The following is a 23,463-nucleotide window of genomic DNA, read 5'->3' as shown; positions in this document are numbered from 1 at the left end:
TCAGGAGCCCCGGATATGGCCAAAAAGATCGTTGGCTACATCAAGCTGCAAATTCCCGCCGGCAAGGCGAATCCGTCCCCGCCGGTCGGCCCGGCGCTGGGTCAGCGCGGCCTGAACATCATGCAGTTCTGCAAGGAGTTCAACGCCAAGACGCAGGGCCTCGAGCCCGGTATGCCGATCCCGGTCGTCATCACCGCCTATGCCGACCGCACGTTCACCTTCATCACCAAGACCCCGCCGAACACCTATTTCCTGATGAAGGCTGCCAACATCAAGAAGGGCAGCTCGACGGTGGGCAAGTCGGCCGCGGTCGGCAGCGTCACGATGGCGCAGCTGCGCGAGATCGCCGAGCAGAAGAAGCAGGACATGAACGCGAACGACATCGACGGGGCTGTGCGGATGCTGATCGGCTCCGCCCGTTCGATGGGCCTTACGGTGGTGGAGGGCTGATCCAATGGCCAAGAATAAGCGTCTGACGGCCGGCCAGGCCTCTGTTGACCGCAGCAAGGCCTATGGCCTGGACGAGGCGATCGGTCTGGTGAAGCAGACCGCGACCGCCAAGTTCGACGAGACGATCGAGATCTCGCTGAACCTGGGCATCGATCCGCGTCACGCCGACCAGATGGTCCGCGGCCTGCTGTCGCTGCCGAACGGTACCGGCAAGACCCTGCGCGTGGGCGTGTTCGCCCGTGGCGCGAAGGCCGAGGAAGCCCTGGCCGCCGGTGCCGACGTGGTGGGCGCCGAGGATCTGGCCGAGAAGGTGCAGGCCGGCGAAATCGCCTTCGACCGTTGCATCGCGACCCCGGACATGATGGCCCTGGTCGGTCGCCTGGGTAAGATCCTGGGTCCGCGCGGCCTGATGCCGAACCCGAAGCTGGGCACCGTGACCATGGACGTGAAGGGGGCCGTGACGGCCGCCAAGTCCGGCCAGGTCGAGTATCGCGCCGAGAAGGCCGGTATCATCCATGCCGGTATCGGCAAGGCGTCGTTCGACAGCGGCAAGCTGGCCGAAAATATCCGTGCCTTCGTCGACGCGGTGCAGAAGGCCAAGCCGACGGGCGCCAAGGGCACCTATCTGCGCAAGGCCGCGCTGTCCTCGACGATGGGCCCGGGCGTTCGCGTCGACGTCTCCGCCTTCTCGGCGGGCTGACGCGCGAGAGATGACGTGATGCCTGCAAGGGCATCGCGGACAGGAGGCGGGGCGCCTGCGGCGCCCCGTTCTTCCGAACCTGTCCATGACCGGATGTGGCTGATGCCTTGATGGACCTCCGGGTCCGCAACCGGAAGACGGGGATTGCCGGATAGGGGTGGCTGCGCTGCCCGCACTGGTTGTTCCGTTGTTCACAGGACAGGCGAACCGGAGGGTGGGCCGCAAGGTCTCGTCCTCCTAGGGTAAACCCGGCCTGTTGGGGCATCCCCGGCAGGTCACGACGGAGACGGGAATTGGACCGTACGGAGAAGCGGGAGTTTGTTGCCTCCCTCGCGGCCGTGTTCGCCGAGACGTCCATGGTTGTCGTAACCCGCAATGACGGGCTGACGGTGGCTGATGCGACGATCCTTCGGCAGCGCGTGCGCGCGGCTGGAGCGACTTACAAGGTCGCGAAGAACCGGCTGGCCAACCTCGCCCTGGCAGGGACCCGATTCGAAGGCATTTCGCCGCTGCTGAAGGGGCCGACCGCGATTTCGTGGTCCGCCGATCCTGTGGCCGTGGCCAAGGTGCTTGTCGAGTTCGCCAAGACCAACGAAAAGCTCGTTCTGCTCGGTGGAGCGCTCGGCACCCAGACATTGAATGTCGATGGTGTGAAGGCGCTGGCCGAGCTGCCGTCCCTGGATACGCTCCGGGCGCAGCTGGTGGGGCTCATCTCCACGCCGGCCACGCGCATCGCGGGTGTCGTTCAGGCGCCGGCCGGACAGCTTGCGCGGGTTTTCGGGGCCTACGCCAAGAAGGACGAGGCTGCCTGAGCCATCTGCGCCCCGCATGCGCGGGGTGATGAAATTTGCACGGTCTCGTGAAATCGGGATTGTGTTGCGCCAATCAGTGTATACATTAGGAAGACCAAATCATGGCCGATCTGACCAAACTCGTTGACGAGCTGTCCGCCCTCACGGTTCTCGAGGCCGCCGAGCTCTCGAAGCTGCTGGAAGAGAAGTGGGGCGTTTCCGCCGCCGCTCCGGTTGCCGTTGCCGCCGCGCCGGCCGCTGCCGCCGCTGCCCCGGCTGAAGAGCAGACCGAGTTCACTGTTGTCCTGGCCAAGGCCGGCGACAAGAAGATCAACGTCATCAAGGAAATCCGTGGCATCACCGGCCTGGGCCTGAAGGAAGCCAAGGACCTGGTCGAGGGTGCGCCGAAGACCGTGAAGGAAGGCGTGAACAAGGACGAAGCCGAGAAGATCAAGAAGGTTCTTGAAGAGAACGGCGCGACCGTCGAAGTGAAGTAATCTGCCGGGTGTTGGCGGCCCCCGGGCTGCCTCTCCTGCTTGATGCCAGGTGAGGGCGGGAACCCGAAAGGGTCCCGCCCCCTTGGCCGTTCTGGCGCCCTGACCGCAAGGTCTCGGGCGCCTTCGGCGGTAGAAGGCCCATCCTTCGGGGTGGGCGGGGCGCCGGTTGCGGTGTCCAGGCATAGACGGTTTGTGATGATCCGCTTTCGGTCGCCGTGGCTCCGGGTTCCGGGCGCGGAAAGGTCCGGGTCGTCGGGGATGGGGGCAGGATAGACGATGAACGCGATTACAAAATCGTTCACGGGACGCAAGCGCATCCGCAAGAGCTTCGGGCGGATACCCGAAATCGCTCCGATGCCCAATCTGATCGACGTGCAGCGCGCCAGTTACGAGGCGTTCCTGCAGATGAACGTGTCGCCCGACAGCCGGACGCAGACCGGCCTGCAGGAAGTGTTCCGTTCGGTCTTCCCGATCAATGATTTTGCCGGGCGCGGCCGCCTGGAGTTCGTGCATTACGAGCTCGAAGAGCCGAAATACGACGTTGAGGAATGCATCCAGCGCGGCCTGACCTTCGCGGCCCCGCTGAAGGTGGTGCTCCGTCTGATCGTGTGGGATGTCGACGAGGATACGGGTTCGCGCTCGATCCGCGACATCAAGGAACAGCCCGTCTATATGGGCGACATGCCGCTGATGACGGATAACGGCACCTTCATCATCAACGGGACCGAGCGTGTCATCGTCAGCCAGATGCACCGCAGCCCCGGCGTGTTCTTCGACCACGACAAGGGCAAGACCCATTCGTCGGGCAAGTTCCTGTTCGCCGCCCGCGTCATCCCCTATCGCGGCTCGTGGCTTGATTTCGAATTCGACAGCAAGGACCTGATCTACGTCCGCATCGACCGCAAGCGGAAGCTGCCGGTGACGACGCTGCTGTACGCCCTCGAGGGCGAAGCTTCGGCGGCGGCCCGTGCCGCGAAGATCGCCGAGGGCGGCGACGTCGACGCGCTGGAGATCCGCGGCATGGATGCCGACGAGATCTTGGGCTATTTCTACAATCAGGTCGTCTTCACCAAGACCCCCAAGGGCTGGGCCCGTCCGTTCGACGCCGAGTCGTTCCGCGGCATGAAGCTGCTGGAGCCGCTGGTGGACGCGCAGAGCGGCGAGGTGGTGGCCGAGGCCGACGCCAAGCTGACCGCCCGCATGGTGCGCAAGATCGCCGAGACGACCAAGGAAGTGCTGGTCGGCGCGGCTGGCCTGGTCGGCCGCTACGTGGCGCATGACCTGGTCAACCCCGAGACGGGCGAGATCTATGCCGAGGCAGGCGAAGAGCTGACCGAGGCGCGGCTGGAAGCGCTGGAAGAGGCGGGTGTCGATTGCCTGCCGACGCTGGCGGTCGATGCCGCGAACGGCCCGTGGATCCGCAACACGCTGGCGGTGGACAAGAACGGCTCGCGCGATGATGCGCTGACCGACATCTATCGCGTGATGCGCCCCGGCGAGCCACCGACCCCGGAAACCGCCGAGGCCATGTTCTCGGGCCTGTTCTTCGATGCGGACCGCTACGACCTGTCGGCGGTCGGCCGCGTGAAGATGAACATGCGCCTGGGCCTGGACGCACCGGACACGATGCGCGTGCTGCGCAAGGAAGACATCCTGCGCACCGTCAAGATCATGTGCGAGCTGAAGGACGGCCGCGGCGCGATCGACGATATCGACAATCTGGGCAACCGTCGCGTCCGCTCGGTCGGCGAATTGATGGAGAACCAGTATCGCGTCGGTCTGCTGCGCATGGAGCGCGCGATCCGCGAGCGCATGGGCTCGGTCGATATCGACACCGTGATGCCGCATGACCTGATCAACGCCAAGCCGGCGGCGGCGGCGGTGCGCGAGTTCTTCGGCTCGTCGCAGCTCAGCCAGTTCATGGATCAGACCAACCCGCTGTCCGAAGTGACGCACAAGCGCCGCCTCTCGGCGCTTGGTCCGGGCGGCCTGACGCGTGAGCGCGCGGGCTTCGAGGTGCGTGACGTCCATCCGACTCATTATGGTCGCATCTGCCCGATCGAGACGCCGGAAGGGCCGAACATCGGTCTGATCAACTCGCTGGCCACTTACGCCAAGGTGAACAAGTACGGCTTCATCGAGACCCCGTATCGCTTGGTGCGTGACGGCGTGCTGCAGGATGGCTGGAAATACCTCTCCGCCATGGAAGAGGAAAAGCTGATCGTCGCCCAGGCCGACGCCAAGCAGGATGGCGAAGGCCGCCTGACCGACGAGCTGGTCTCGGTGCGCCGTGGCGGCGATTTCCGCCTGGTGAAGCCTGAAGAGGTCACGGCCTGCGACGTATCGCCCAAGCAGCTCGTGTCGGTCGCGGCGGCGCTGATCCCGTTCCTGGAGAACGATGACGCCAACCGCGCGCTGATGGGCTCGAACATGCAGCGTCAGGCGGTGCCGCTGGTGCGCTCCGACGCGCCGCTGGTCGGCACGGGCATGGAAGCGGCCGTCGCGCACGATTCGGGTGCGACGATCGTGGCCAAGCGCAGCGGCGTGATCGACCAGATCGACGGCGCGCGTATCGTGGTCCGTGCCACCGATGCGGCCGGGGCGACCCAGGGTGTCGATATCTATCGCCTGCGCAAATATATGCGCTCGAACCAGTCGACCTGCATCAACCAGCGCCCGCTGGTGCGCGTGGGCGACCAGGTGCTGGCCGGCGACATCATTGCCGACGGTCCGTCGACCGAACTGGGCGAACTGGCGCTGGGCCGGAACGTGCTGGTCGCGTTCATGCCGTGGAACGGGTACAATTTCGAAGATTCGATCCTGATTTCCGAGCGGATCGCGCGCGATGACGTCTTCACCTCGATCCATATCGAGGAATTCGAGGTTATGGCCCGCGACACCAAGCTGGGTCAGGAGGAAATCACCCGCGACATTCCCAATGTCGGCGAGGAGGCCCTGCGCAACCTCGACGAGGCGGGCATCGTCTATGTCGGCGCTGAGGTGAATCCTGGCGATATCCTGGTCGGCAAGGTGACGCCGAAGGGCGAGAGCCCGATGACGCCGGAAGAGAAGCTGCTGCGCGCCATCTTCGGTGAAAAGGCGTCGGACGTCCGCGATACGTCGCTGAAGCTGCCGCCTGGTACCACCGGCACGATCGTCGATGTGCGCGTCTTCTCGCGTCGCGGCGTCGACAAGGACGAGCGCGCGATGGCGATCGAGCGCGCCGAGATCGAGCGTCTGGCCAAGGACCGCGACGATGAGCGCGCGATCCAGGAACGGTCGTTCTACAACCGGCTGCGCGAGCGTCTGGTGGGGCAGGTCTCCGGCACCGGCTTCAAGGGGCTCCGTTCGGGCACCGAGATCACCGAAGAGGTGCTGGCCGAGCATCCGCGTGGCGCGTGGCGGAACATCACCGTCGCTTCCGACGCGGTGATGGTCGAGCTGGAAGTTCTGCGGCGCGAGTTCGATGCCGCCGTGGCCCGCATCCAGGCGCGCTTCGAAAGCAAGGTCGAGAAGCTGCAGCGCGGTGACGAGCTGCCGCCCGGCGTGATGAAGATGGTCAAGGTGTTCGTCGCGGTGAAGCGCAAGCTGCAGCCGGGCGACAAGATGGCCGGCCGTCACGGCAACAAGGGTGTCGTCTCGCGTGTCGTGCCGGTGGAAGACATGCCGTTCCTCGAGGACGGCACGCCGGTCGATCTGGTGCTGAACCCGCTGGGTGTGCCCTCACGCATGAATGTCGGGCAGATCCTGGAGACCCATCTGGGCTGGGCCTGCGCCAATATCGGCCGCGGCATCGGCGGACTGGTGGACGAGTATCAGCGCACCGGCGAGAAGAAGCAGGAACTGCTGGATCGCCTGAAGACCGTCTATGGCGACAAGGTGTATGACGATTCCATCGTCACCCTGCCCAACGAGCAGCTGGTGGAGCTGGCCAACAACCTGCGCAAGGGCGTGCCGATCGCGACGCCGGTGTTCGACGGTGCGTCGATCCCCGATATCGAGGCGATGCTGACCTATGCGGGGGTCAACAAGTCGGGCCAGTCGCAGCTGATCGACGGGCGCACGGGTGAGAAGTTCGAGCGTCTGACCACGGTGGGCTACATCTACATGCTGAAGCTGCATCACCTGGTCGACGACAAGATCCATGCCCGTTCGATCGGTCCGTACTCGCTGGTCACGCAGCAGCCTCTGGGCGGCAAGGCCCAGTTCGGCGGCCAGCGCTTCGGCGAAATGGAGGTCTGGGCGCTGGAAGCCTACGGCGCGGCCTACACGCTGCAGGAAATGCTGACGGTGAAGTCGGACGACGTGTCCGGCCGCACCAAGGTCTACGAAGCGATCGTGCGCGAGCAGGACGATTTCGAGGCTGGTATTCCCGAGAGCTTCAATGTTCTGATCAAGGAACTGAAGTCGCTCGGCCTGAACGTGGATCTGGAGCAGAGTGGCGACTGACGCCGGCGTCAGTCACACCATTCCGTCTCTGTCTGTTCTTTTTTCATGGATGGTTGCGGCCCTGGGGGGCGCAGCCATTCATTTCCCCCAGGGGGTTTGCGGCGCATGAACGAACTCATGAAGATCCTGGGCCAGACTGGCCAGACCATGGTCTTCGACCAGATCAAGATCCAGCTCGCCTCGTCCGAGCAGATCCGGTCCTGGTCGTACGGCGAGATCAAGAAGCCCGAGACCATCAACTACCGGACCTTCAAGCCCGAGCGCGACGGCCTGTTCTGCGCGCGCATCTTCGGGCCGATCAAGGACTACGAGTGCCTGTGCGGCAAGTACAAGCGCATGAAGTTCCGCGGCATCATCTGCGAGAAGTGCGGCGTTGAGGTCACGCTGGCCAAGGTCCGCCGCGAACGGATGGGCCATATCGAGTTGGCCAGCCCGGTCGCGCATATCTGGTTCCTGAAGTCGCTGCCCAGCCGTATCGGCCTGATGGTCGACATGACGCTGAAGGATCTGGAAAAGATCCTGTATTTCGAAAGCTACGTGGTGCTGGAGCCCGGCACCTCGCCGCTGAAGCAGTACAGCCTGCTGACCGAAGACCAGTATCTCGACGTCATGGACGAGCATGGCGAGGAAGGAATCGAGGTCGGAATCGGCGCCGAGGCCATCAAGAAGGTCCTGGAGCGAATCGACTGCCGCGCCGACAAGGACCGGCTGCGCCAGGAGCTGAAGGACACGACGTCCGAGGCCAAGCGCAAGAAGCTGGTCAAGCGGCTGAAGCTGATCGAGGCGTTCGCGGACAGCGATTCGCGCCCCGAATGGATGATCATGGACCTGATCCCGGTCATCCCGCCGGAGCTGCGTCCGCTGGTCCCGCTGGATGGCGGCCGATTCGCCACGTCCGACCTGAACGACCTGTACCGCCGCGTCATCAACCGTAACAACCGCCTGAAGCGGCTGATCGAGCTGCGCGCGCCGGACATCATCGTCCGCAACGAAAAGCGCATGCTGCAGGAATCGGTCGATGCGCTGTTCGACAACGGTCGTCGGGGACGTGCGATCACGGGCGCCAACAAGCGGCCGCTGAAGTCGCTGTCCGACATGCTGAAGGGCAAGCAGGGCCGCTTCCGCCAGAACCTGCTGGGCAAGCGCGTCGATTATTCGGGCCGTTCGGTGATCGTGGTCGGGCCGGAACTGAAGCTGCATCAGTGCGGCCTGCCCAAGAAGATGGCGCTGGAGCTGTTCAAGCCGTTCATCTACTCGAAGCTCGAAAAATACGGTCATGCCACCACCATCAAGGCCGCGAAGCGGATGGTGGAGAAGGAGCGTCCCGAGGTGTGGGACATCCTCGAAGAGGTGATCCGCGAGCATCCGGTGATGCTGAACCGCGCGCCGACGCTGCATCGCCTGGGCATCCAGGCGTTCGAGCCGGTGCTGATCGAAGGCAAGGCGATCCAGCTTCATCCGCTGGTCTGCACCGCCTTCAACGCGGATTTCGACGGTGACCAGATGGCCGTGCACGTCCCGCTGAGCCTCGAGGCGCAGCTGGAAGCGCGCGTGCTGATGATGTCGACCAACAACATCCTCAGCCCCGCCAACGGCAAGCCGATCATCGTGCCGTCGCAGGACATCGTGCTGGGGCTGTACTATCTCAGCCTCGAGACGCCTGAATTCCTCGTTACGCCCGACCGCAACGAATACGATGCCGAAGGCCGGATCACGGTGCAGGGCGCGTCGTCCTTCGCCACGGTCGGCGAGGTGGAGTACGCCCTGTCGGCCGGCGCCATCAAGCTGCATGACAAGATCGTGGCGCGTTTCGAGACGGTCGACGCCGACGGCAAGCCGGTGCGCCAGACCGTCATCACCACGCCGGGCCGTATGCTGATCGCGCAGATCCTTCCGCGCCATGCGGCGATTCCCTTCTCGCTGATCAACAAGCAGTTGACGAAGAAGAACGTGTCGGACGTGATCGACGCGGTCTATCGCCACTGCGGCCAGAAGGAAGCGGTGATCTTCTGCGACCGGATGATGGGGCTGGGCTTCCGTCACGCGGCGAAGGCCGGCATCTCGTTCGGCAAGGATGACATGATCATCCCGAACGAGAAGAAGGGCCTGGTCGAGCGGACCGCCACCGAGGTGAAGGAGTTCGAGCAGCAGTATCAGGACGGCCTGATCACCGCTGGCGAGCGCTACAACAAGGTGGTCGACGCCTGGTCGCGCTGCACCGACGAGGTGCAGGCCGCGATGATGAAGGAGATCTCGCGCCAGGAGGTCGGCAAGGTCACGAACTCGGTGTGGATGATGAGCCACTCCGGTGCCCGTGGGTCGCCGGCGCAGATGAAGCAGCTGGCCGGCATGCGCGGCCTGATGGCCAAGCCGTCGGGCGAGATCATCGAGCAGCCGATCATCGCCAACTTCAAGGAAGGCCTGTCGGTTCTCGATTACTTCACCTCGACCCACGGCGCCCGCAAGGGGCTGGCGGATACCGCGCTGAAGACCGCGAACTCGGGTTACCTGACCCGCCGTCTGGTCGACGTGGCGCAGGACTGCATCATCGTCGAGGAGGATTGTGGCTCGGAGCGCGGCCTGACGGTGCGTGCGGTGATGGATGGCGGCGAGGTCGTCTCCTCGCTGTCCGAGCGGATCCTGGGCCGTACGGTTGCGGCGGACGTGCTGGACCCGGCCACGGGCGAGGTCCTGGTCAAGCGCGACCTGCTGATCGACGAGGCCCTGGCCGAGAAGATCGAGAAGGCGGGCGTGGAAAGCATGCTCATCCGTTCGGTCCTGACCTGCGAGAGCCGGGTCGGCGTCTGTGGCCTGTGCTACGGCCGCGACCTGGCGCGCGGCACGCCGGTCAATATCGGCGAAGCGGTCGGCGTGATCGCCGCCCAGTCGATCGGCGAGCCGGGCACCCAGCTGACCATGCGTACCTTCCATATCGGCGGTGCGGCGCAGCGTGGCGCCGAGCAGTCGATGGTCGAGGCGTCGCGTGACGGGCATGTGACGATCAACAACCGCAACGTCGTCCATAACAGCCAGAACGTGCCGATCGTGATGTCGCGTAACTGCGAGATCGTGCTGACGGACGAGAAGGGGGTCGAACGCGCCCGCTTCCGCGTGCCTTACGGCGCGCGCCTGCTGGTGGATGAGGGGGCTTCGGTCACGCGTGCCCAGAAGCTGGCCGAGTGGGACCCGTACACCCTGCCGATCATCACCGAGCAGTCGGGAACGGTCGAGTATCTGGACCTGATCGATTCCATCACGCTCGTCGAGCGGATGGACGAAGTGACCGGCCTGACCTCGAAGGTGGTCGTCGACTACAAGCAGGCGGCCAAGGGGGTGGACCTGCGTCCGCGCCTGCAGCTGAAGGATGCGAACGGTCACGTCATCAAGCTGTCCAACGGCAACGATGCACGCTACTTCCTCTCGCCCGATTCGCTGCTGTCGGTCGAAAACGGCGCGCAGGTCAGCGCCGGTGACGTGCTGGCCCGTATCCCGCGCGAAGGCTCGAAGACCCGTGACATCACGGGTGGTCTGCCCCGCGTCGCCGAACTGTTCGAGGCGCGGCGTCCGAAGGACCATGCGATCATTTCCGAGACCGATGGCCGCGTCGAGTTTGGCAAGGATTACAAGGCCAAGCGCCGGATCATCGTGAAGAACGACGAGACGGGCGAAGAGACCGACTACCTGATCCCGAAGGGCAAGCATGTCTCGGTCCAGGAAGGCGATTTCGTCCGCGTGGGCGATCCGCTGGTCGACGGTCCGCGCGTGCCGCATGACATCCTGAAGGTGCTGGGTGTCGAGGCGCTGTCGGACTATCTGGTGAACGAGATCCAGGACGTCTATCGACTGCAGGGCGTGAAGATCAACGACAAGCACATCGAGGTGATCGTTCGCCAGATGCTGCAGAAGGTCGAGATCCTCGAACCCGGCGACACGACCTACCTGATCGGCGAGACGGTGGACCGGATCGAGTTCGAGACCGAGAACACGAAGCGCCTGAACATGGGCGAGCGCCCGGCTGCGGCCATGCCCGTGCTCCAGGGCATTACCAAGGCCTCGCTGCAGACCCAGTCCTTCATCTCGGCGGCTTCGTTCCAGGAGACGACTCGTGTCCTGACCGAGGCGGCGACGGCCGGCAAGCGCGACACGCTGAACGGCCTGAAGGAGAACGTGATCGTCGGGCGCCTGATCCCGGCGGGCACGGGCAGTGTGATGAACAAGCTGCGGGCGATCGCGGCGGGGCAGGACCGCCAGCGCCTGGCGCAGGGCCGTCCGGTGGTCACCAAGGCCGGCTGAGCGGCCTCTGGCCGGGCGCCTCTCAGGGGGCGTCTGGCGCGGGCGTGACGATGCGGGGTGATGAAGGGGCCGGGTGGCAACACCCGGCCCCTTTCATATGGGAGCGTGCTCCTGTATCTGATGGCTCACCGGATCGTGCCGAATCGGATGATTGGCACGATCGGGATGCGTGATGATGGTGCGACGGCGGGCCTGCCGTGACTGCATGCCGGCCATCGCCGGCCCGACGAGATAATTCGGCGGGAATCGGCCGCGAATCCCGAGGTAATACTTGACTCAGGGGCAGGGGCTTCGTAGGTTCCGCGCCCTCGGCTAGCCCCGTCTCGCATGACGTCGTTGGCCGTCGAATGCAGCATGCAGGCATGCGGCGCCGTGATCCGGAAGGGTCGCCAAGGCCGGATGTAAATATGATGCCCAGGCGAATGATCCTCATTCGGTGGGATTTTGTTGTGAACGACAGTCGGCAACCTAAGACGCGGTTGGCCGGCCGAAATTTGTAAGGATCGGGAAAGGCGTATGCCGACCATCAACCAGCTGATCGCCAAAGGCCGCGAGCCCGCAGCCAAGCGCAACAAGGTGCCTGCTCTGCAGGGTTGCCCGCAGAAGCGCGGTGTCTGCACCCGCGTCTACACGACTACACCGAAGAAGCCGAACTCGGCTCTGCGTAAGGTTGCGAAGGTGCGTCTGACGAACGGCTATGAGGTCGTCAGCTACATCCCCGGTGAAGGCCACAACCTGCAGGAGCATAGCGTGGTTCTGATCCGTGGTGGCCGCGTCAAGGATCTTCCGGGCGTGCGTTACCACATCCTGCGTGGCGTTCTGGATACCCAGGGTATCGCCAAGCGTCGTCAGCGTCGCTCGCTCTATGGCGCGAAGCGTCCGAAGTAAAAGGAATAACCAGGCATGAGTCGCCGTCATCGCGCCGTGAAGCGCGAGATTCTTCCCGATCCGAAATTTGGTGACGTCGTCATCACGCGCTTCATGAATGCGCTCATGTACGACGGCAAGAAGTCCACCGCCGAAGGCATCGTCTATGGTGCGCTTGAGGTGCTGCGTCGCCGTGGTGGCGCGGCTGCCGATCCGGTTGTGATGTTCCACAGCGCGCTGGACAACGTGAAGCCGGCCGTCGAGGTCCGTTCGCGTCGCGTCGGTGGTGCCACCTATCAGGTGCCCGTCGAAGTGCGCACGGAGCGTCGTCAGGCGCTTGCGATCCGCTGGCTGATCGACGCCTCGCGCAAGCGTGGCGAGAACACCATGCAGGAGCGTCTGTCCAACGAACTTCTGGATGCGGTCAACAATCGCGGGGCCGCCGTCAAGAAGCGTGAAGACACGCATCGCATGGCCGAGGCCAACAAGGCGTTCAGTCATTACCGCTGGTAAGAGGCGCTGCTCCGGTCTAAAGACCGGCACGCTTCCGGTTAGGAACATTTCAACCCGACTCCCGGCCCGAGGGTCGAGGTAACGGAGATAGACGATGGCAAAGGCTAAATTCGAGCGGACGAAGCCGCACTGCAATATCGGCACGATCGGTCACGTCGACCATGGCAAGACGTCGCTGACCGCCGCGATCACCAAGACGCTGGCGAAGACCGGCGGCGCCACCTTCAAGGCGTATGACCAGATCGATGCGGCGCCGGAAGAGCGCGCCCGTGGCATCACGATCTCGACCGCCCATGTCGAGTACGAGACCGCGAAGCGCCACTACGCGCACGTCGACTGCCCCGGCCACGCCGACTACGTGAAGAACATGATCACGGGTGCGGCGCAGATGGACGGCGCCATCCTGGTGGTTTCGGCTGCCGACGGCCCGATGCCGCAGACCCGCGAGCACATCCTGCTGGCGCGTCAGGTCGGCGTTCCGGCGCTGGTCGTGTTCCTGAACAAGGTTGACCAGGTCGACGATCCGGAACTGCTGGAGCTGGTCGAGATGGAAGTGCGCGAGCTTCTGTCGGCCTACCAGTTCCCGGGCGATGATATCCCCATCGTCAAGGGTTCGGCTCTGGTCACCCTGGAAGATGGCGACCCGGAGGTCGGCGAGAACCGCGTGCGCGACCTGATGGACGCCGTCGATGCCTACATCCCGCAGCCGGAGCGTCCGGTCGACCGTCCGTTCCTGATGCCGATCGAAGACGTGTTCTCGATCTCGGGTCGCGGCACCGTGGTGACCGGCCGTGTCGAGCGTGGCGTGGTGAATGTCGGTGACGAAATCGAAATCGTCGGCCTGCGTGCGACGCAGAAGACGACGGTGACGGGCGTCGAAATGTTCCGCAAGCTGCTGGATCGCGGCGAGGCCGGTGACAATATCGGTGCGCTGGTCCGTGGCACGAAGCGTGAAGACGTCGAGCGCGGCCAGGTTCTGGCCAAGCCGGGTTCGATCACCCCGCACACGAAGTTCAAGGCCGAGGCGTACATCCTCACGAAGGAAGAGGGTGGCCGTCACACGCCGTTCTTCACCAACTATCGCCCGCAGTTCTATTTCCGCACCACCGACGTGACGGGTGTCGTTCACCTGCCCGAGGGCACGGAAATGGTCATGCCGGGTGACAACGTCGCGATGGATGTCGAGCTGATCGCCCCGATCGCGATGGACGAAGGTCTGCGTTTCGCCATTCGCGAAGGCGGCCGCACCGTCGGCGCCGGCGTGGTGGCCTCGATCACGGCCTGATCGGGGTTCTTAACCAGAACTGGAGGCGCCCCGGCCGGAGCAATCCGGCCGGGGTCTCCTTTGGCGGCTCGGGTTCCCCCGAACCATTGAAGTTGGACTGAATAGACGATGGACAACCAGAACATCCGCATTCGCCTGAAGGCGTACGATCATCGGGTGCTCGACAACAGCACCAAAGAGATCGTCAATACGGCGAAGCGTACGGGTGCGCGGGTTCGGGGTCCTATCCCGCTGCCGACGCATATCGAACGGTTCACCGTGAACCGCTCTCCCCACGTGGACAAGAAAAGCCGCGAGCAGTTCGAGATTCGGACTCATCGCCGGCTGCTCGACATTGTCGAGCCGACCCCGCAGACCGTGGACGCTCTCATGAAGCTCGACCTCGCCGCTGGCGTGGATGTCGAGATTAAACTCTAAGGTCCAGACGATGCGCACCGGATTGATCGCAAAGAAGCTGGGCATGACCCGGCTGTTTAAGGAAGACGGCACCCATGTGCCTGTCACCGTCCTGCATATCGACAATGTGCAGGTGGTGGATGTCCGTACCCAGGAACGCGACGGCTATACCGCCGTGCAGCTCGGGCTCGGCAATGCCAAGGTGAAGAACGTCTCCAAGCCGAACCGCGGCCATTTTGCCCGCGTGAAGGTCGAACCCAAGAAGAAGCTGGTTGAGTTCCGCGTTGCGGACGATGCCGTGCTGGAAGCTGGCGCTACCCTCTCCGCCGCCCATTTCGTGGTGGGGCAGAAGGTCGACGTGACCGCCACCAGCAAGGGCAAGGGCTTTGCCGGCGCCATGAAGCGCTGGAACTTCGCGGGTCTCGAGGCCTCACACGGCGTGTCCATCAGCCATCGTTCGCATGGTTCGACGGGTAACCGCCAGGATCCGGGCAAGACCTTCAAGAACAAGAAGATGGCCGGCCACCTGGGCTCCGAGCGCGTGACCACCCTCAATCTCGAGGTGGCGGCGGTGGATGCCGAGAAGAACCTGCTCCTGGTCCGCGGCTCCGTGCCCGGCGCCAAGAACGAGCTGGTGCTGGTTCGTGATGCGATCAAGAAAGCCCGTCATGCCGAGGCGCCGTATCCGGCGGCCCTGGTTGAGGCTGCGGGCTGAGGATAGAGGGCAATGGATTACGAGATCAAAACCCTCGACAACGGGAGCGCCGGCACGGCCGTGCTTCCGGACGAGATTTTCGGGGTGACGCCGCGGGCCGATATCATGGCGCGTGTGGTGCACTGGCAGCTGGCCAAGCGCCGCGCCGGCACGCACAAGGTCAAGGGGATGGGCGAAGTCTCCGGCACGACCAAGAAGCCGTACCGCCAGAAGGGCACGGGTAGCGCCCGCCAGGGCTCGCTGCGTGCGCCGCAGTACCGCACCGGTGGCGCCGTGCATGGGCCGGTCGTGCGCGATCATGGCTACGACCTGCCCAAGAAGGTGCGTCGTCTGGGCCTGATTTCCGCGCTGTCGCAGAAGGCCGCCGAAGGCAAGCTGGTGGTGCTGGACGCCGCCACGTCGTCGGGCCGCACGGCTGAACTGGCCGCCAAGGTCCAGGCGCTGGGCTGGAAGTCCGCCCTGATCGTCGATGCGACGGTCGAGGAGAATTTCGGTCGCGCCACCCGCAACCTGCCGAAGATCGACGTGCTGCCCACGGTTGGCGCGAACGTCTACGACATCCTCAACCACGACGTGCTCGCGATCACCCGCGCCGGCGTCGAAGGCCTGAAGGAGCGCCTGGCATGACCAACGTGCTCGCAATCCGCAAGAAGGCGGAGCGCATGTCGCGTGAGACGATGTACGACATCGTTCGTGCGCCGCTGATCACCGAGAAGGCGACCGCGCTGTCCGAGAAGAACCAGGTGGTCTTCAAGGTCGCGATCGACGCCACGAAGCCGGAGATCAAGGTCGCGGTCGAGGGGCTGTTCGGCGTGAAGGTCCTGGGCGTGAACACGCTTGTCCAGAAGGGCAAGACGAAGCGCTTCAAGGGTCGCCCGGGCCAGCGTTCCGATGTGAAGAAGGCGTTTGTGCAGCTTGCCGAGGGTCAGTCCATCGACCTGACCGCGAAGCTGGTCTGACGCGGGGTAGCAAGACATGGCACTGAAGCACTTTAATCCGGTCACCCCCAGCCTGCGCAACACGGTCCTGATCGACCGCAAGGAGCTGTGGAAGGGCAAGCCTGTCAAGGCGCTGACCGAAGGCAAGAACAAGTCCGGCGGACGCAACAACCATGGGCGCATCACCTCGCGCTTCATCGGTGGCGGCCACAAGCAGTCCTATCGTTTCGTCGACTTCAAGCGGCGCAAGTTCGATGTGGTCGGCACGGTCGAGCGTCTGGAATACGACCCGAACCGCACCGCCTTCATCGCGCTGGTGAAGTACGAGGACGGCGAGCTGGCCTACATCCTGGCGCCGCAGCGCCTGAAGGTGGGCGATCAGGTGGTTGCCGGCGCGCGCGTCGACATCAAGCCGGGCAACGCGATGCCGCTGTCGGCCATTCCGGTCGGCACGATCGTGCATAATCTCGAGCTGAAGCCTGGCGCCGGCGGGAAGCTGGCCCGTTCGGCCGGGACCTATGCGCAGCTGGTCGGCAAGGATGCCGGCTATGCGCAGATCAAGCTGCAGTCGGGCGAGCTGCGCGTCGTGCGCGGCGAGTGCATGGCGACGGTCGGCGCGGTGTCCAACCCGGACAACATGAACCAGCATATGGGCAAGGCCGGTCGCGGCCGCTGGCTGGGTCGTCGTCCGCATAACCGCGGCGTCGTGATGAACCCGGTCGACCATCCGCATGGTGGTGGCGAAGGCCGCACGTCGGGCGGCCGTCATCCGGTCACGCCGTGGGGCAAGCCGACCAAGGGTTACAAGACCAGGGTTAACAAGCGTACGGACAGTCTGATTATCCGTCGCCGGAAGACCGGTAAGTAAGGGGCAAAGAAGATGGCACGTTCCGTCTGGAAGGGCCCGTTCGTGGACGGGTATCTGCTGAACAAAGCCGATGCGTCGCGCGCGTCGGGCCGTAACGAAGTGATCAAGATCTGGTCGCGTCGCTCGACAATCCTGCCGCAGTTCGTCGGTCTGACGTTCGGCGTCTATAACGGGCACAAGTTCCTGCCCGTGCAGGTGTCGGAAAACATGGTGGGGCATAAGTTCGGCGAGTTCTCGCCGACGCGGACCTTCACGGGTCACGCCTCGGACAAGAAGGCGAAGCGGGGCTGATATGAGCAAGCCGAAGCATCCGCGCACGCTCGCGGAAACCGAGGCGCAGGCCGTCACGCGGAACATCCGCGTGAGCCCGCGCAAGCTGAACCTGGTCGCAGCGCTGATTCGCAACAAGCCGGCGGCGCAGGCCGTGGCGACGCTGACGTTCTCGAAGCGTCGCATCGCGCAGGATGTCAAGAAGACCCTGCAGAGCGCGATCGCGAACGCCGAGAACAATCACCAGTTGGACGTCGACCAGCTGGTGGTCGTGCGGGCCGAGGTTGGCAAGTCGATCGTCATGCGCCGCTTCCATGCGCGTGGCCGTGGCCGTTCTTCGCGGATCGAGAAGTTCTTCAGCCATCTGAAGATCGTCGTGGCCGAGCGTTCGGCCGAGGCTGAGACAACCGAGCAGAAGGCGGCCTGATCCATGGGACATAAAGTCAATCCGATCGGGCTGCGGCTCGGCATCAACCGCACCTGGGACAGCCGCTGGTATGCCGGCGCGGACTATTCGCGCCTGCTGCATGACGACCTGAAGCTGCGTTCGCACCTGCGCCGCAAGCTGTCGGGCGCCGGCGTGTCGCGCGTGGTGATCGAGCGTCCGGCGAAGAAGCCCCGCGTGACGATCTATGCCGCCCGTCCGGGTGTCGTGATCGGCAAGAAGGGCCAGGATATCGACGTCCTGCGCAAGGATCTGACCCGTATGGCGAAGACCGACGTTGCGCTGAACATCGTCGAGATCCGCAAGCCTGAGATCGACGCGACGCTGGTGGCCGAAAACATTGCCCAGCAGCTGGAGCGCCGCGTGGCCTTCCGCCGCGCCATGAAGCGCGCCGTGCAGTCGGCGATGCGTCTGGGCGCCCAGGGTATCCGGATCAACTGCTCCGGCCGTCTGGGTGGCGCCGAGATCGCGCGTATCGAGTGGTATCGCGAGGGGCGGGTGCCGCTGCACACGCTGCGCGCGGACATCGATTATGGCGTGGCCACGGCGAAGACCACCTACGGCACCTGCGGTGTGAAGGTCTGGATCTTCAAGGGTGAGATCCTCGCCCAGGACCCGCTGGCGCAGGATCGTCGCGCCGCCGAGCAGGCCCCGCAGCGCTAAGACGCGGGACCTAAGGATCTAGAACGGCGCCAGGCGGCGCGTGAGGATTTAGAACAATGCTTTCTCCCAAGCGGACAAAGTACCGCAAAGCCCACAAGGGCCGCATTCATGGGCTGGCGAAGGGCGGAACGACACTGAATTTCGGTGCGTTCGGCCTGAAGGCCCTGGAGCCGGAGCGGGTCACCGCCCGGCAGATCGAGGCCTCCCGCCGGGCCATCACCCGTGCGATGAAGCGTGCCGGTCGCGTCTGGATTCGGATCTTCCCCGATCTTCCGGTCTCGACAAAGCCCGCCGAAGTGCGTATGGGCTCCGGCAAGGGGTCGCCGGAATATTGGGTGGCCCGTGTGAAACCGGGTCGTATCCTGTTCGAGATCGAAGGCGTTTCGCCGGAACTGGCGCGTGAAGCGCTGGCGCTGGGCGCTGCGAAGCTGCCGATCAAGACCAAGTTCGTGACCCGCATCGGAGAGGCGTGAGATATGGCAAAGGCAACGAAGCCGGCCGATCTGCGTGCCAAGACCGCGGAAGAACTGGAGGCGCTTCTCATTGACCTGAAGCGCGAGCAGTTCAACCTGCGGTTCCAGCGCGCGACCGGCCAGAATGAGGGACAGGCGCGTGTTCGCACGGTGCGTCGTGAGATCGCCCGTCTGAAGACGATTGCGTCCGAGGCGTTGAAGAAGAGTGCAGCCGGCGCGAACGCGTCGGCTGCGAAGTCCTGAAGGGAGACGGGCGATGCCGAGGCGCGTCCTGAGCGGACGGGTGACCAGCGACAAGATGGACAAGACGGTGACCGTCCTTGTCGATCGTCGCGTCATCCACCCGCTGTATAAGAAGTTCATCCGCCGCTCGAAGAAGTATGCGGCGCATGATGAGCTGAACGAGTGCAAGGTTGGTGACACGGTGCGCATTGAGGAATGCAAGCCGATCTCCAAGCGCAAGACCTGGACCGTGATCGTCCGTAACGGTGCCCCGCTGGGCGCCGCCGGCGTCGAGTCCGGCGCGCAGGCGTAAGAAGGGCATAGGTTATGATCCATCCCGAGACCAACCTGGACGTCGCCGATAATTCGGGCGCGCGTCAGGTGCAGTGCATCAAGGTGCTGGGCGGTTCCAAGCGGAAGACTGCCTCGGTCGGCGACGTGATCGTCGTGTCCGTCAAGGAAGCGATCCCGCGCGGCAAGGTCAAGAAGGGCGACGTTCACCAGGCGGTGATCGTGCGCACCTCGTACCCCGTGCGTCGTCCCGATGGCAGTGCCATCCGCTTCGACCGGAACGCGGCCGTCCTGATCAACAAGCAGCAGGAGCCGATCGGCACCCGCATCTTCGGGCCGGTCGTGCGTGAGCTGCGTGCGCGCAAGTTCATGAAGATCATCTCGCTGGCGCCGGAGGTGCTGTAATGGCCGCGCGTATCAGGAAGGGCGACCAGGTCGTCGTCACCACCGGCTCGTCCAAGGGCGTCCGGGGCGAGGTGCTGTCGGTTCTGCCCGGTGACAACAAGGCCGTGGTGCGCGGTGCCGCGGTGGCCAAGCGCCACACGCGCCCGAACCGCATGGGTGAGCAGGGGGGCATCATCGAGAAGGAGATGCCGATCCACCTGTCGAACCTGAAGCTGGTCGATCCCAAGAGCGGCAAGCCGACGCGTGTCGGTTTCCGTGTGCTGGAAGACGGCCGCAAGGTCCGCGTCGCCAAGGCGACCGGCGAAGTCATCGAAGGCTGAGGAGGCGTGGATGTCTGAAGTACAAGCCACCCGCTCGGTGCCGCGTCTGCAGAAGCGTTATCAGGACGAGCTGCGCGCGAAGCTGCGCGAAGAGTTCGGCTACAAGAACGTGATGCAGGTTCCGCATCTCGAGAAGATCGTCATCAACATGGGTGTCGGTGAGGCCGCGGGCGACCAGAAGAAGCTGGACGCCGCCGTTGCCGAGCTGACGCTGATCGCTGGACAGAAGCCGGTCAAGACGGTCGCCAAGAAGGCGATCGCCGGCTTCAAGATCCGTGCGAGCCTGCCGATCGGCTGCAAGGTGACCCTGCGCCGCGCCCAGATGTACGAATTCCTCGACCGTCTGGTGACCATCACGCTGCCGCGCGTCCGCGATTTCCGCGGCCTGCCCGGCAACAAGGGGTTCGACGGCCACGGCAATTTCGCCATGGGGCTGAAGGAACAGATCGTCTTCCCGGAAATCGAGTACGACAAGGTCGACGATATCCGTGGCATGGACATCATCTTCGTCACCAGTGCGAAGACCGATGCGGAAGCGAAGGCTCTTCTGAAGGCGTTTGATCTGCCCTTCGCTGCTTAATCGCGGCGATTGGGGCTTCCGCCCAGAGGTCAGAAGACCTATTAGACACGTTGTTTGGAAAACCGTCGGGATGGCCCGACAGGTTCCGGAGGGTAGAACAAGGCATGGCCAAGATCTCCGCCGTTAACCGGAATGCCAAGCGTCAGCGCATGGCAACCCGGGACAAGGCTAAGCGGATTGCGCTCAAGAACATCGTCATGGACCGGACGCTTCCGGTCGAGGACAGGTTCGAGGCAACTCTGAAACTCGCAGAGCTTCCCCGCAATGGTTCGCGCGTTCGCGTGCGTCTGCGGTGCAAGCTGACCGGGCGTTCGCGCGCCAATTACAGGAAGTTCGAACTCTGCCGTATCGCACTGCGCGATCTGGCTTCCAGTGGCCAGATCCCTGGCATGGTCAAGTCGAGCTGGTAAGGGCAGGGAACGATGTCACTTTCTGATCCGTTGGGTGATATGCTCACCCGGATCCGCAACGCGCAGCGCGCGCGTCATGCGGCCTGTGTCGCGCCGGCTTCCAAGCTGCGCGCCAATGTTCTCGAGGCCCTGCGCCGCGAGGGCTATATCCGTGGTTACGCCCAGGAAGAGGTGCGCAAGGGCATTGCCCAGCTGCGCATCGAGCTGAAATACCTGGATGGCGAGCCGGTCATCAAGGAGATCCACCGCGTGTCCAAGCCGGGCCGCCGGGTCTACTCGAAGATCAAGGAACTGCCGCGGGTCTATGCCGGCCTCGGCGTGTCGATCCTGTCGACGCCGCGTGGCGTCCTGTCCGATGCGGAAGCCCGCGCTGCCAATGTTGGCGGCGAGGTCCTCTGCCGCGTGTTCTGAGGAGGGATACATGTCGCGTGTAGGCAAATATCCCGTCGAGATTCCGTCGGGCGTCCAGGTTTCGATCGTCGATGGCGTGTTCGTGGCCAAGGGCAAGCTGGGCGAGCTGAAGCTGCCGCTGTCTTCGCATGTCGAAACCGAGATCGCCGACAACAAGGTCGCGGTCCGTCCGGTCGGCAGCGCCGCGCAGGCCCGTATGATGTGGGGCACGACGCGCGCGCTGGTGGCCAGCATGGTCAAGGGCGTGTCCGAGGGCTTCTCCAAGACTCTGGAAGTGACCGGCACCGGCTATCGCGCCGCCGTGCAGGGCAGCAACCTGGTCATGAACCTCGGTTATTCGCATGACATCGTCTATGCGATTCCGCCGGGCATCAAGATCTCGACGCCGCGTCCGACCGCCATCGTGGTCGAGGGCGTGGACAAGCAGCGGGTCGGTCAGGTTGCGCTGGATATCCGCAGCTTCCGCAAGCCCGAGCCTTACAAGGGCAAGGGTGTCCGCTACGACACCGAGACCATCCGTCGCAAGGAAGGCAAGAAGAAGTAATGAGCACGCAGCAGGATCTGCGGGAGCGTCGGCGTCAGCGTCTGCGCTTCCAGCTTCGCCGCAAGGGCGGCGGGCGTCCGCGCCTGTCGGTGTTCCGGTCAGGCAAGAACATCTACGCCCAGGTCATCGACGATGCCGCCGGGCGTACCCTTGCCGCCGCTTCGAGCCTGGACAAGGCGCTGCGCGAGCAGCTGAAGACCGGTGCCGATTCCGACGCGGCGACGGCGGTTGGCAAGCTGGTTGCCGAGCGCGCGGTGGCGGCCGGTGTGACGCAGGTCGTTTTCGACCGCGGTTCGTATCTGTATCATGGGCGTATCAAGGCCCTGGCGGAGGCTGCCCGCGAGGGTGGTCTCGCCTTCTGAGGAAAGGGGCACGCAATGGCACGTGAACCGAGAGAAGGCGGCCGGGGTGGCCGCGAGCGTGAGCGCGAGGGCGACGATCTCGTCGACAAGCTGGTCACGATCAACCGCGTTGCGAAGGTCGTAAAAGGCGGCCGTCGCTTCGCCTTTGCCGCGCTGGTCGTGGTGGGTGACCAGAAGGGTCGTGTCGGCTTCGGTGCCGGCAAGGCCCGCGAGGTGCCGGAGGCGATCCGCAAGGCGACCGATCGGGCCAAGCGCGCGATGATCCGCGTTCCGATGAAGGAGGGCCGTACCCTCCATCATGACGTGACCGGTCATTTCGGCGCTGGCAAGGTGGTGCTTCGTTCGGCTGACGCCGGCACGGGTATCATCGCCGGTGGTCCGATGCGCGCCGTGTTCGAGAGCCTGGGCATCAACGACGTGGTGGCCAAGTCGCTCGGAACCCGCAACCCGCACAACATGGTCAAGGCGACCTTCGCCGCGCTGGAGCGTTGCGCCAGCCCGCGTTCGGTTGCCAACCGTCGCGGCAAGAAGGTGTCCGACATCCTGGGTCGCCGCGAGGTGGCTGGTGCCGCGGAGGTGAGCGCTGATGTCTGAAGGCAAGACCGTCCGCGTCACGCAGGTGGCATCGGGCAACGGCCGCAAGCCGGGCCAGCAGGCGACGCTGGTCGGGCTGGGCCTGAACAAGATCGGCCGCACGCGGGAACTGGAGGATACACCTTCGGTTCGCGGCATGATCACCAAGGTGGCCCACCTCGTGAAGGTGGAGGATTGAGATGAACCTCAACGAACTGCGCGATAACGCGGGCTCGCGTTACCGCAAGAAGCGTCTGGGTCGCGGCATCGGGTCCGGCAAGGGCAAGACGTCGGGTAAGGGCGTGAAGGGCCAGAAGGCGCGTGAGGGTGTGTCCCTCAACGGCTTCGAGGGTGGTCAGCTGCCGCTGTATCGCCGTCTGCCGAAGCGCGGCTTCAAGAACATCTTCCGCAAGGTCTTCGCCCCGGTGAATCTGGGCGCGCTGGACCAGGCGATCGAGGCCGGCAAGATCGATGCCGGTGCGACTGTGACCGAGGATGTTCTGCGCGCGGCCGGCCTGGTCGGCTCCGGCAAGTTCGCCGGCGTCCGCCTGCTGGCGAAGGGCGAGCTTGCCCGCGCCGTGACCATCGAAGTCTCCGGCGCCTCCGCCACCGCGATCGCGGCGGTCGAGAAGGCCGGCGGGACCGTCCGGGTCGCCGGTGCGCAGGACGAGGCCGCGGCTTCGGCTTGATGACGGTTCCGGGATGGCGTGCCTGCCATGCCATCCCGGGCCG

General features: G+C 64.5%; 30 protein-coding genes. All 30 read left to right on the top strand.

Annotation, left to right across the window (positions count from 1 at the left end):
• Positions 1 to 15: 15 nt before the first annotated feature.
• The 30 genes from rplK to rplO all read left to right on the top strand — a co-directional run bounded on the left by rplK (position 16) and on the right by rplO (position 23,420).
• Complete coding sequence (gene rplK / locus HLH36_RS03040) at positions 16 to 450, top strand: 50S ribosomal protein L11 (protein WP_182977378.1); 435 nt, start codon at positions 16 to 18, stop codon at positions 448 to 450.
• 4 nt (positions 451 to 454) lie between these two features.
• Complete coding sequence (gene rplA, locus HLH36_RS03035) at positions 455 to 1,150, top strand: 50S ribosomal protein L1 (protein WP_182985013.1); 696 nt, start codon at positions 455 to 457, stop codon at positions 1,148 to 1,150.
• 293 nt (positions 1,151 to 1,443) lie between these two features.
• Entirely contained in the window at positions 1,444 to 1,962 is a 519-nt protein-coding gene (gene rplJ, locus HLH36_RS03030; protein ID WP_182985012.1) for a 50S ribosomal protein L10, read from the top strand.
• A 101-nt stretch (positions 1,963 to 2,063) separates the two neighbouring features.
• Complete coding sequence (gene rplL, locus HLH36_RS03025; protein ID WP_114727484.1) at positions 2,064 to 2,438, top strand: 50S ribosomal protein L7/L12; 375 nt, start codon at positions 2,064 to 2,066, stop codon at positions 2,436 to 2,438.
• 276 nt (positions 2,439 to 2,714) lie between these two features.
• A complete protein-coding gene (rpoB, locus tag HLH36_RS03020; RefSeq protein WP_182985011.1) occupies positions 2,715 to 6,887 on the top strand; it encodes a DNA-directed RNA polymerase subunit beta in 4,173 nt (1,390 codons plus the stop codon).
• Between the two features lie 105 nt (positions 6,888 to 6,992).
• Positions 6,993 to 11,180: a DNA-directed RNA polymerase subunit beta' gene (gene rpoC / locus HLH36_RS03015; protein WP_182985010.1), complete on the top strand. Its 4,188-nt coding sequence runs from the start codon at positions 6,993 to 6,995 to the stop codon at positions 11,178 to 11,180.
• Between the two features lie 516 nt (positions 11,181 to 11,696).
• On the top strand, positions 11,697 to 12,068 hold the full coding sequence (gene rpsL, locus HLH36_RS03010) for a 30S ribosomal protein S12 (RefSeq protein WP_003621118.1): 372 nt from the start codon (positions 11,697 to 11,699) through the stop codon (positions 12,066 to 12,068).
• Between the two features lie 15 nt (positions 12,069 to 12,083).
• Positions 12,084 to 12,560, top strand: coding sequence for a 30S ribosomal protein S7 (gene rpsG, locus HLH36_RS03005; RefSeq protein WP_182985009.1), 477 nt, complete (start codon positions 12,084 to 12,086; stop codon positions 12,558 to 12,560).
• A 94-nt stretch (positions 12,561 to 12,654) separates the two neighbouring features.
• Positions 12,655 to 13,845: an elongation factor Tu gene (gene tuf, locus HLH36_RS03000; protein WP_182985008.1), complete on the top strand. Its 1,191-nt coding sequence runs from the start codon at positions 12,655 to 12,657 to the stop codon at positions 13,843 to 13,845.
• A 108-nt stretch (positions 13,846 to 13,953) separates the two neighbouring features.
• Positions 13,954 to 14,262 carry a 30S ribosomal protein S10 gene (gene rpsJ / locus HLH36_RS02995; protein WP_007282720.1) on the top strand — a complete coding sequence of 103 codons (309 nt, stop codon included), beginning with the start codon at positions 13,954 to 13,956 and terminating at the stop codon, positions 14,260 to 14,262.
• 10 nt (positions 14,263 to 14,272) lie between these two features.
• Positions 14,273 to 14,956, top strand: coding sequence for a 50S ribosomal protein L3 (gene rplC, locus HLH36_RS02990; protein WP_182985007.1), 684 nt, complete (start codon positions 14,273 to 14,275; stop codon positions 14,954 to 14,956).
• Positions 14,957 to 14,968: 12 nt separating this feature from the next.
• Positions 14,969 to 15,583: a 50S ribosomal protein L4 gene (gene rplD, locus HLH36_RS02985; protein WP_182966053.1), complete on the top strand. Its 615-nt coding sequence runs from the start codon at positions 14,969 to 14,971 to the stop codon at positions 15,581 to 15,583.
• Between the two features lie 35 nt (positions 15,584 to 15,618).
• Positions 15,619 to 15,915: a 50S ribosomal protein L23 gene (locus HLH36_RS02980; RefSeq protein ID WP_174787951.1), complete on the top strand. Its 297-nt coding sequence runs from the start codon at positions 15,619 to 15,621 to the stop codon at positions 15,913 to 15,915.
• Positions 15,916 to 15,931: 16 nt separating this feature from the next.
• Positions 15,932 to 16,762, top strand: a complete 831-nt coding sequence (gene rplB / locus HLH36_RS02975; RefSeq protein ID WP_182966055.1) for a 50S ribosomal protein L2 — start codon at positions 15,932 to 15,934, stop codon at positions 16,760 to 16,762.
• 12 nt (positions 16,763 to 16,774) lie between these two features.
• Complete coding sequence (rpsS, locus tag HLH36_RS02970; protein WP_176638763.1) at positions 16,775 to 17,053, top strand: 30S ribosomal protein S19; 279 nt, start codon at positions 16,775 to 16,777, stop codon at positions 17,051 to 17,053.
• Position 17,054: 1 nt separating this feature from the next.
• A complete protein-coding gene (gene rplV, locus HLH36_RS02965) occupies positions 17,055 to 17,459 on the top strand; it encodes a 50S ribosomal protein L22 (protein ID WP_114727493.1) in 405 nt (134 codons plus the stop codon).
• A gap of 3 nt (positions 17,460 to 17,462) precedes the next feature.
• Entirely contained in the window at positions 17,463 to 18,140 is a 678-nt protein-coding gene (gene rpsC / locus HLH36_RS02960; protein WP_182966057.1) for a 30S ribosomal protein S3, read from the top strand.
• 56 nt (positions 18,141 to 18,196) lie between these two features.
• On the top strand, positions 18,197 to 18,613 hold the full coding sequence (gene rplP / locus HLH36_RS02955) for a 50S ribosomal protein L16 (protein WP_114727495.1): 417 nt from the start codon (positions 18,197 to 18,199) through the stop codon (positions 18,611 to 18,613).
• 3 nt (positions 18,614 to 18,616) lie between these two features.
• The gene (gene rpmC, locus HLH36_RS02950) at positions 18,617 to 18,856 is read left to right on the top strand and encodes a 50S ribosomal protein L29 (protein WP_114727496.1); all 240 of its coding nucleotides are present in this window, start codon (positions 18,617 to 18,619) and stop codon (positions 18,854 to 18,856) included.
• A gap of 13 nt (positions 18,857 to 18,869) precedes the next feature.
• Complete coding sequence (gene rpsQ / locus HLH36_RS02945; RefSeq protein ID WP_182985006.1) at positions 18,870 to 19,148, top strand: 30S ribosomal protein S17; 279 nt, start codon at positions 18,870 to 18,872, stop codon at positions 19,146 to 19,148.
• Between the two features lie 14 nt (positions 19,149 to 19,162).
• A complete protein-coding gene (gene rplN, locus HLH36_RS02940) occupies positions 19,163 to 19,531 on the top strand; it encodes a 50S ribosomal protein L14 (RefSeq protein ID WP_042059420.1) in 369 nt (122 codons plus the stop codon).
• Positions 19,531 to 19,851 carry a 50S ribosomal protein L24 gene (gene rplX, locus HLH36_RS02935; RefSeq protein ID WP_182966062.1) on the top strand — a complete coding sequence of 107 codons (321 nt, stop codon included), beginning with the start codon at positions 19,531 to 19,533 and terminating at the stop codon, positions 19,849 to 19,851. The genes rplN and rplX overlap by 1 nt, the downstream gene beginning before the upstream one ends.
• A gap of 10 nt (positions 19,852 to 19,861) precedes the next feature.
• A complete protein-coding gene (rplE, locus tag HLH36_RS02930) occupies positions 19,862 to 20,431 on the top strand; it encodes a 50S ribosomal protein L5 (protein ID WP_182985005.1) in 570 nt (189 codons plus the stop codon).
• Between the two features lie 104 nt (positions 20,432 to 20,535).
• Positions 20,536 to 20,841, top strand: coding sequence for a 30S ribosomal protein S14 (rpsN, locus tag HLH36_RS02925; protein ID WP_114727500.1), 306 nt, complete (start codon positions 20,536 to 20,538; stop codon positions 20,839 to 20,841).
• Positions 20,842 to 20,853: 12 nt separating this feature from the next.
• Complete coding sequence (gene rpsH / locus HLH36_RS02920) at positions 20,854 to 21,252, top strand: 30S ribosomal protein S8 (protein WP_182949557.1); 399 nt, start codon at positions 20,854 to 20,856, stop codon at positions 21,250 to 21,252.
• A gap of 10 nt (positions 21,253 to 21,262) precedes the next feature.
• On the top strand, positions 21,263 to 21,796 hold the full coding sequence (gene rplF / locus HLH36_RS02915) for a 50S ribosomal protein L6 (protein WP_182977374.1): 534 nt from the start codon (positions 21,263 to 21,265) through the stop codon (positions 21,794 to 21,796).
• Positions 21,796 to 22,158, top strand: coding sequence for a 50S ribosomal protein L18 (gene rplR, locus HLH36_RS02910; RefSeq protein ID WP_114727503.1), 363 nt, complete (start codon positions 21,796 to 21,798; stop codon positions 22,156 to 22,158). The genes rplF and rplR overlap by 1 nt, the downstream gene beginning before the upstream one ends.
• Positions 22,159 to 22,173: 15 nt before the next feature.
• Positions 22,174 to 22,752 (top strand): 30S ribosomal protein S5, encoded by a 579-nt coding sequence (gene rpsE, locus HLH36_RS02905; RefSeq protein ID WP_182977373.1) that lies wholly within the window; start codon positions 22,174 to 22,176, stop codon positions 22,750 to 22,752.
• Positions 22,745 to 22,930 carry a 50S ribosomal protein L30 gene (gene rpmD, locus HLH36_RS02900; RefSeq protein ID WP_114727505.1) on the top strand — a complete coding sequence of 62 codons (186 nt, stop codon included), beginning with the start codon at positions 22,745 to 22,747 and terminating at the stop codon, positions 22,928 to 22,930. Before rpsE ends, rpmD begins: the two co-directional genes overlap by 8 nt.
• A 1-nt stretch (position 22,931) precedes the next feature.
• A complete protein-coding gene (gene rplO, locus HLH36_RS02895) occupies positions 22,932 to 23,420 on the top strand; it encodes a 50S ribosomal protein L15 (protein ID WP_182977372.1) in 489 nt (162 codons plus the stop codon).
• Positions 23,421 to 23,463 lie beyond the last annotated feature (43 nt).

Source organism: Gluconacetobacter aggeris, from assembly GCF_014174395.1.
GTDB classification, from domain to species: Bacteria; Pseudomonadota; Alphaproteobacteria; order Acetobacterales; family Acetobacteraceae; genus Gluconacetobacter; species Gluconacetobacter aggeris.
This window is presented reverse-complemented; position numbering and strand designations above follow the sequence as displayed.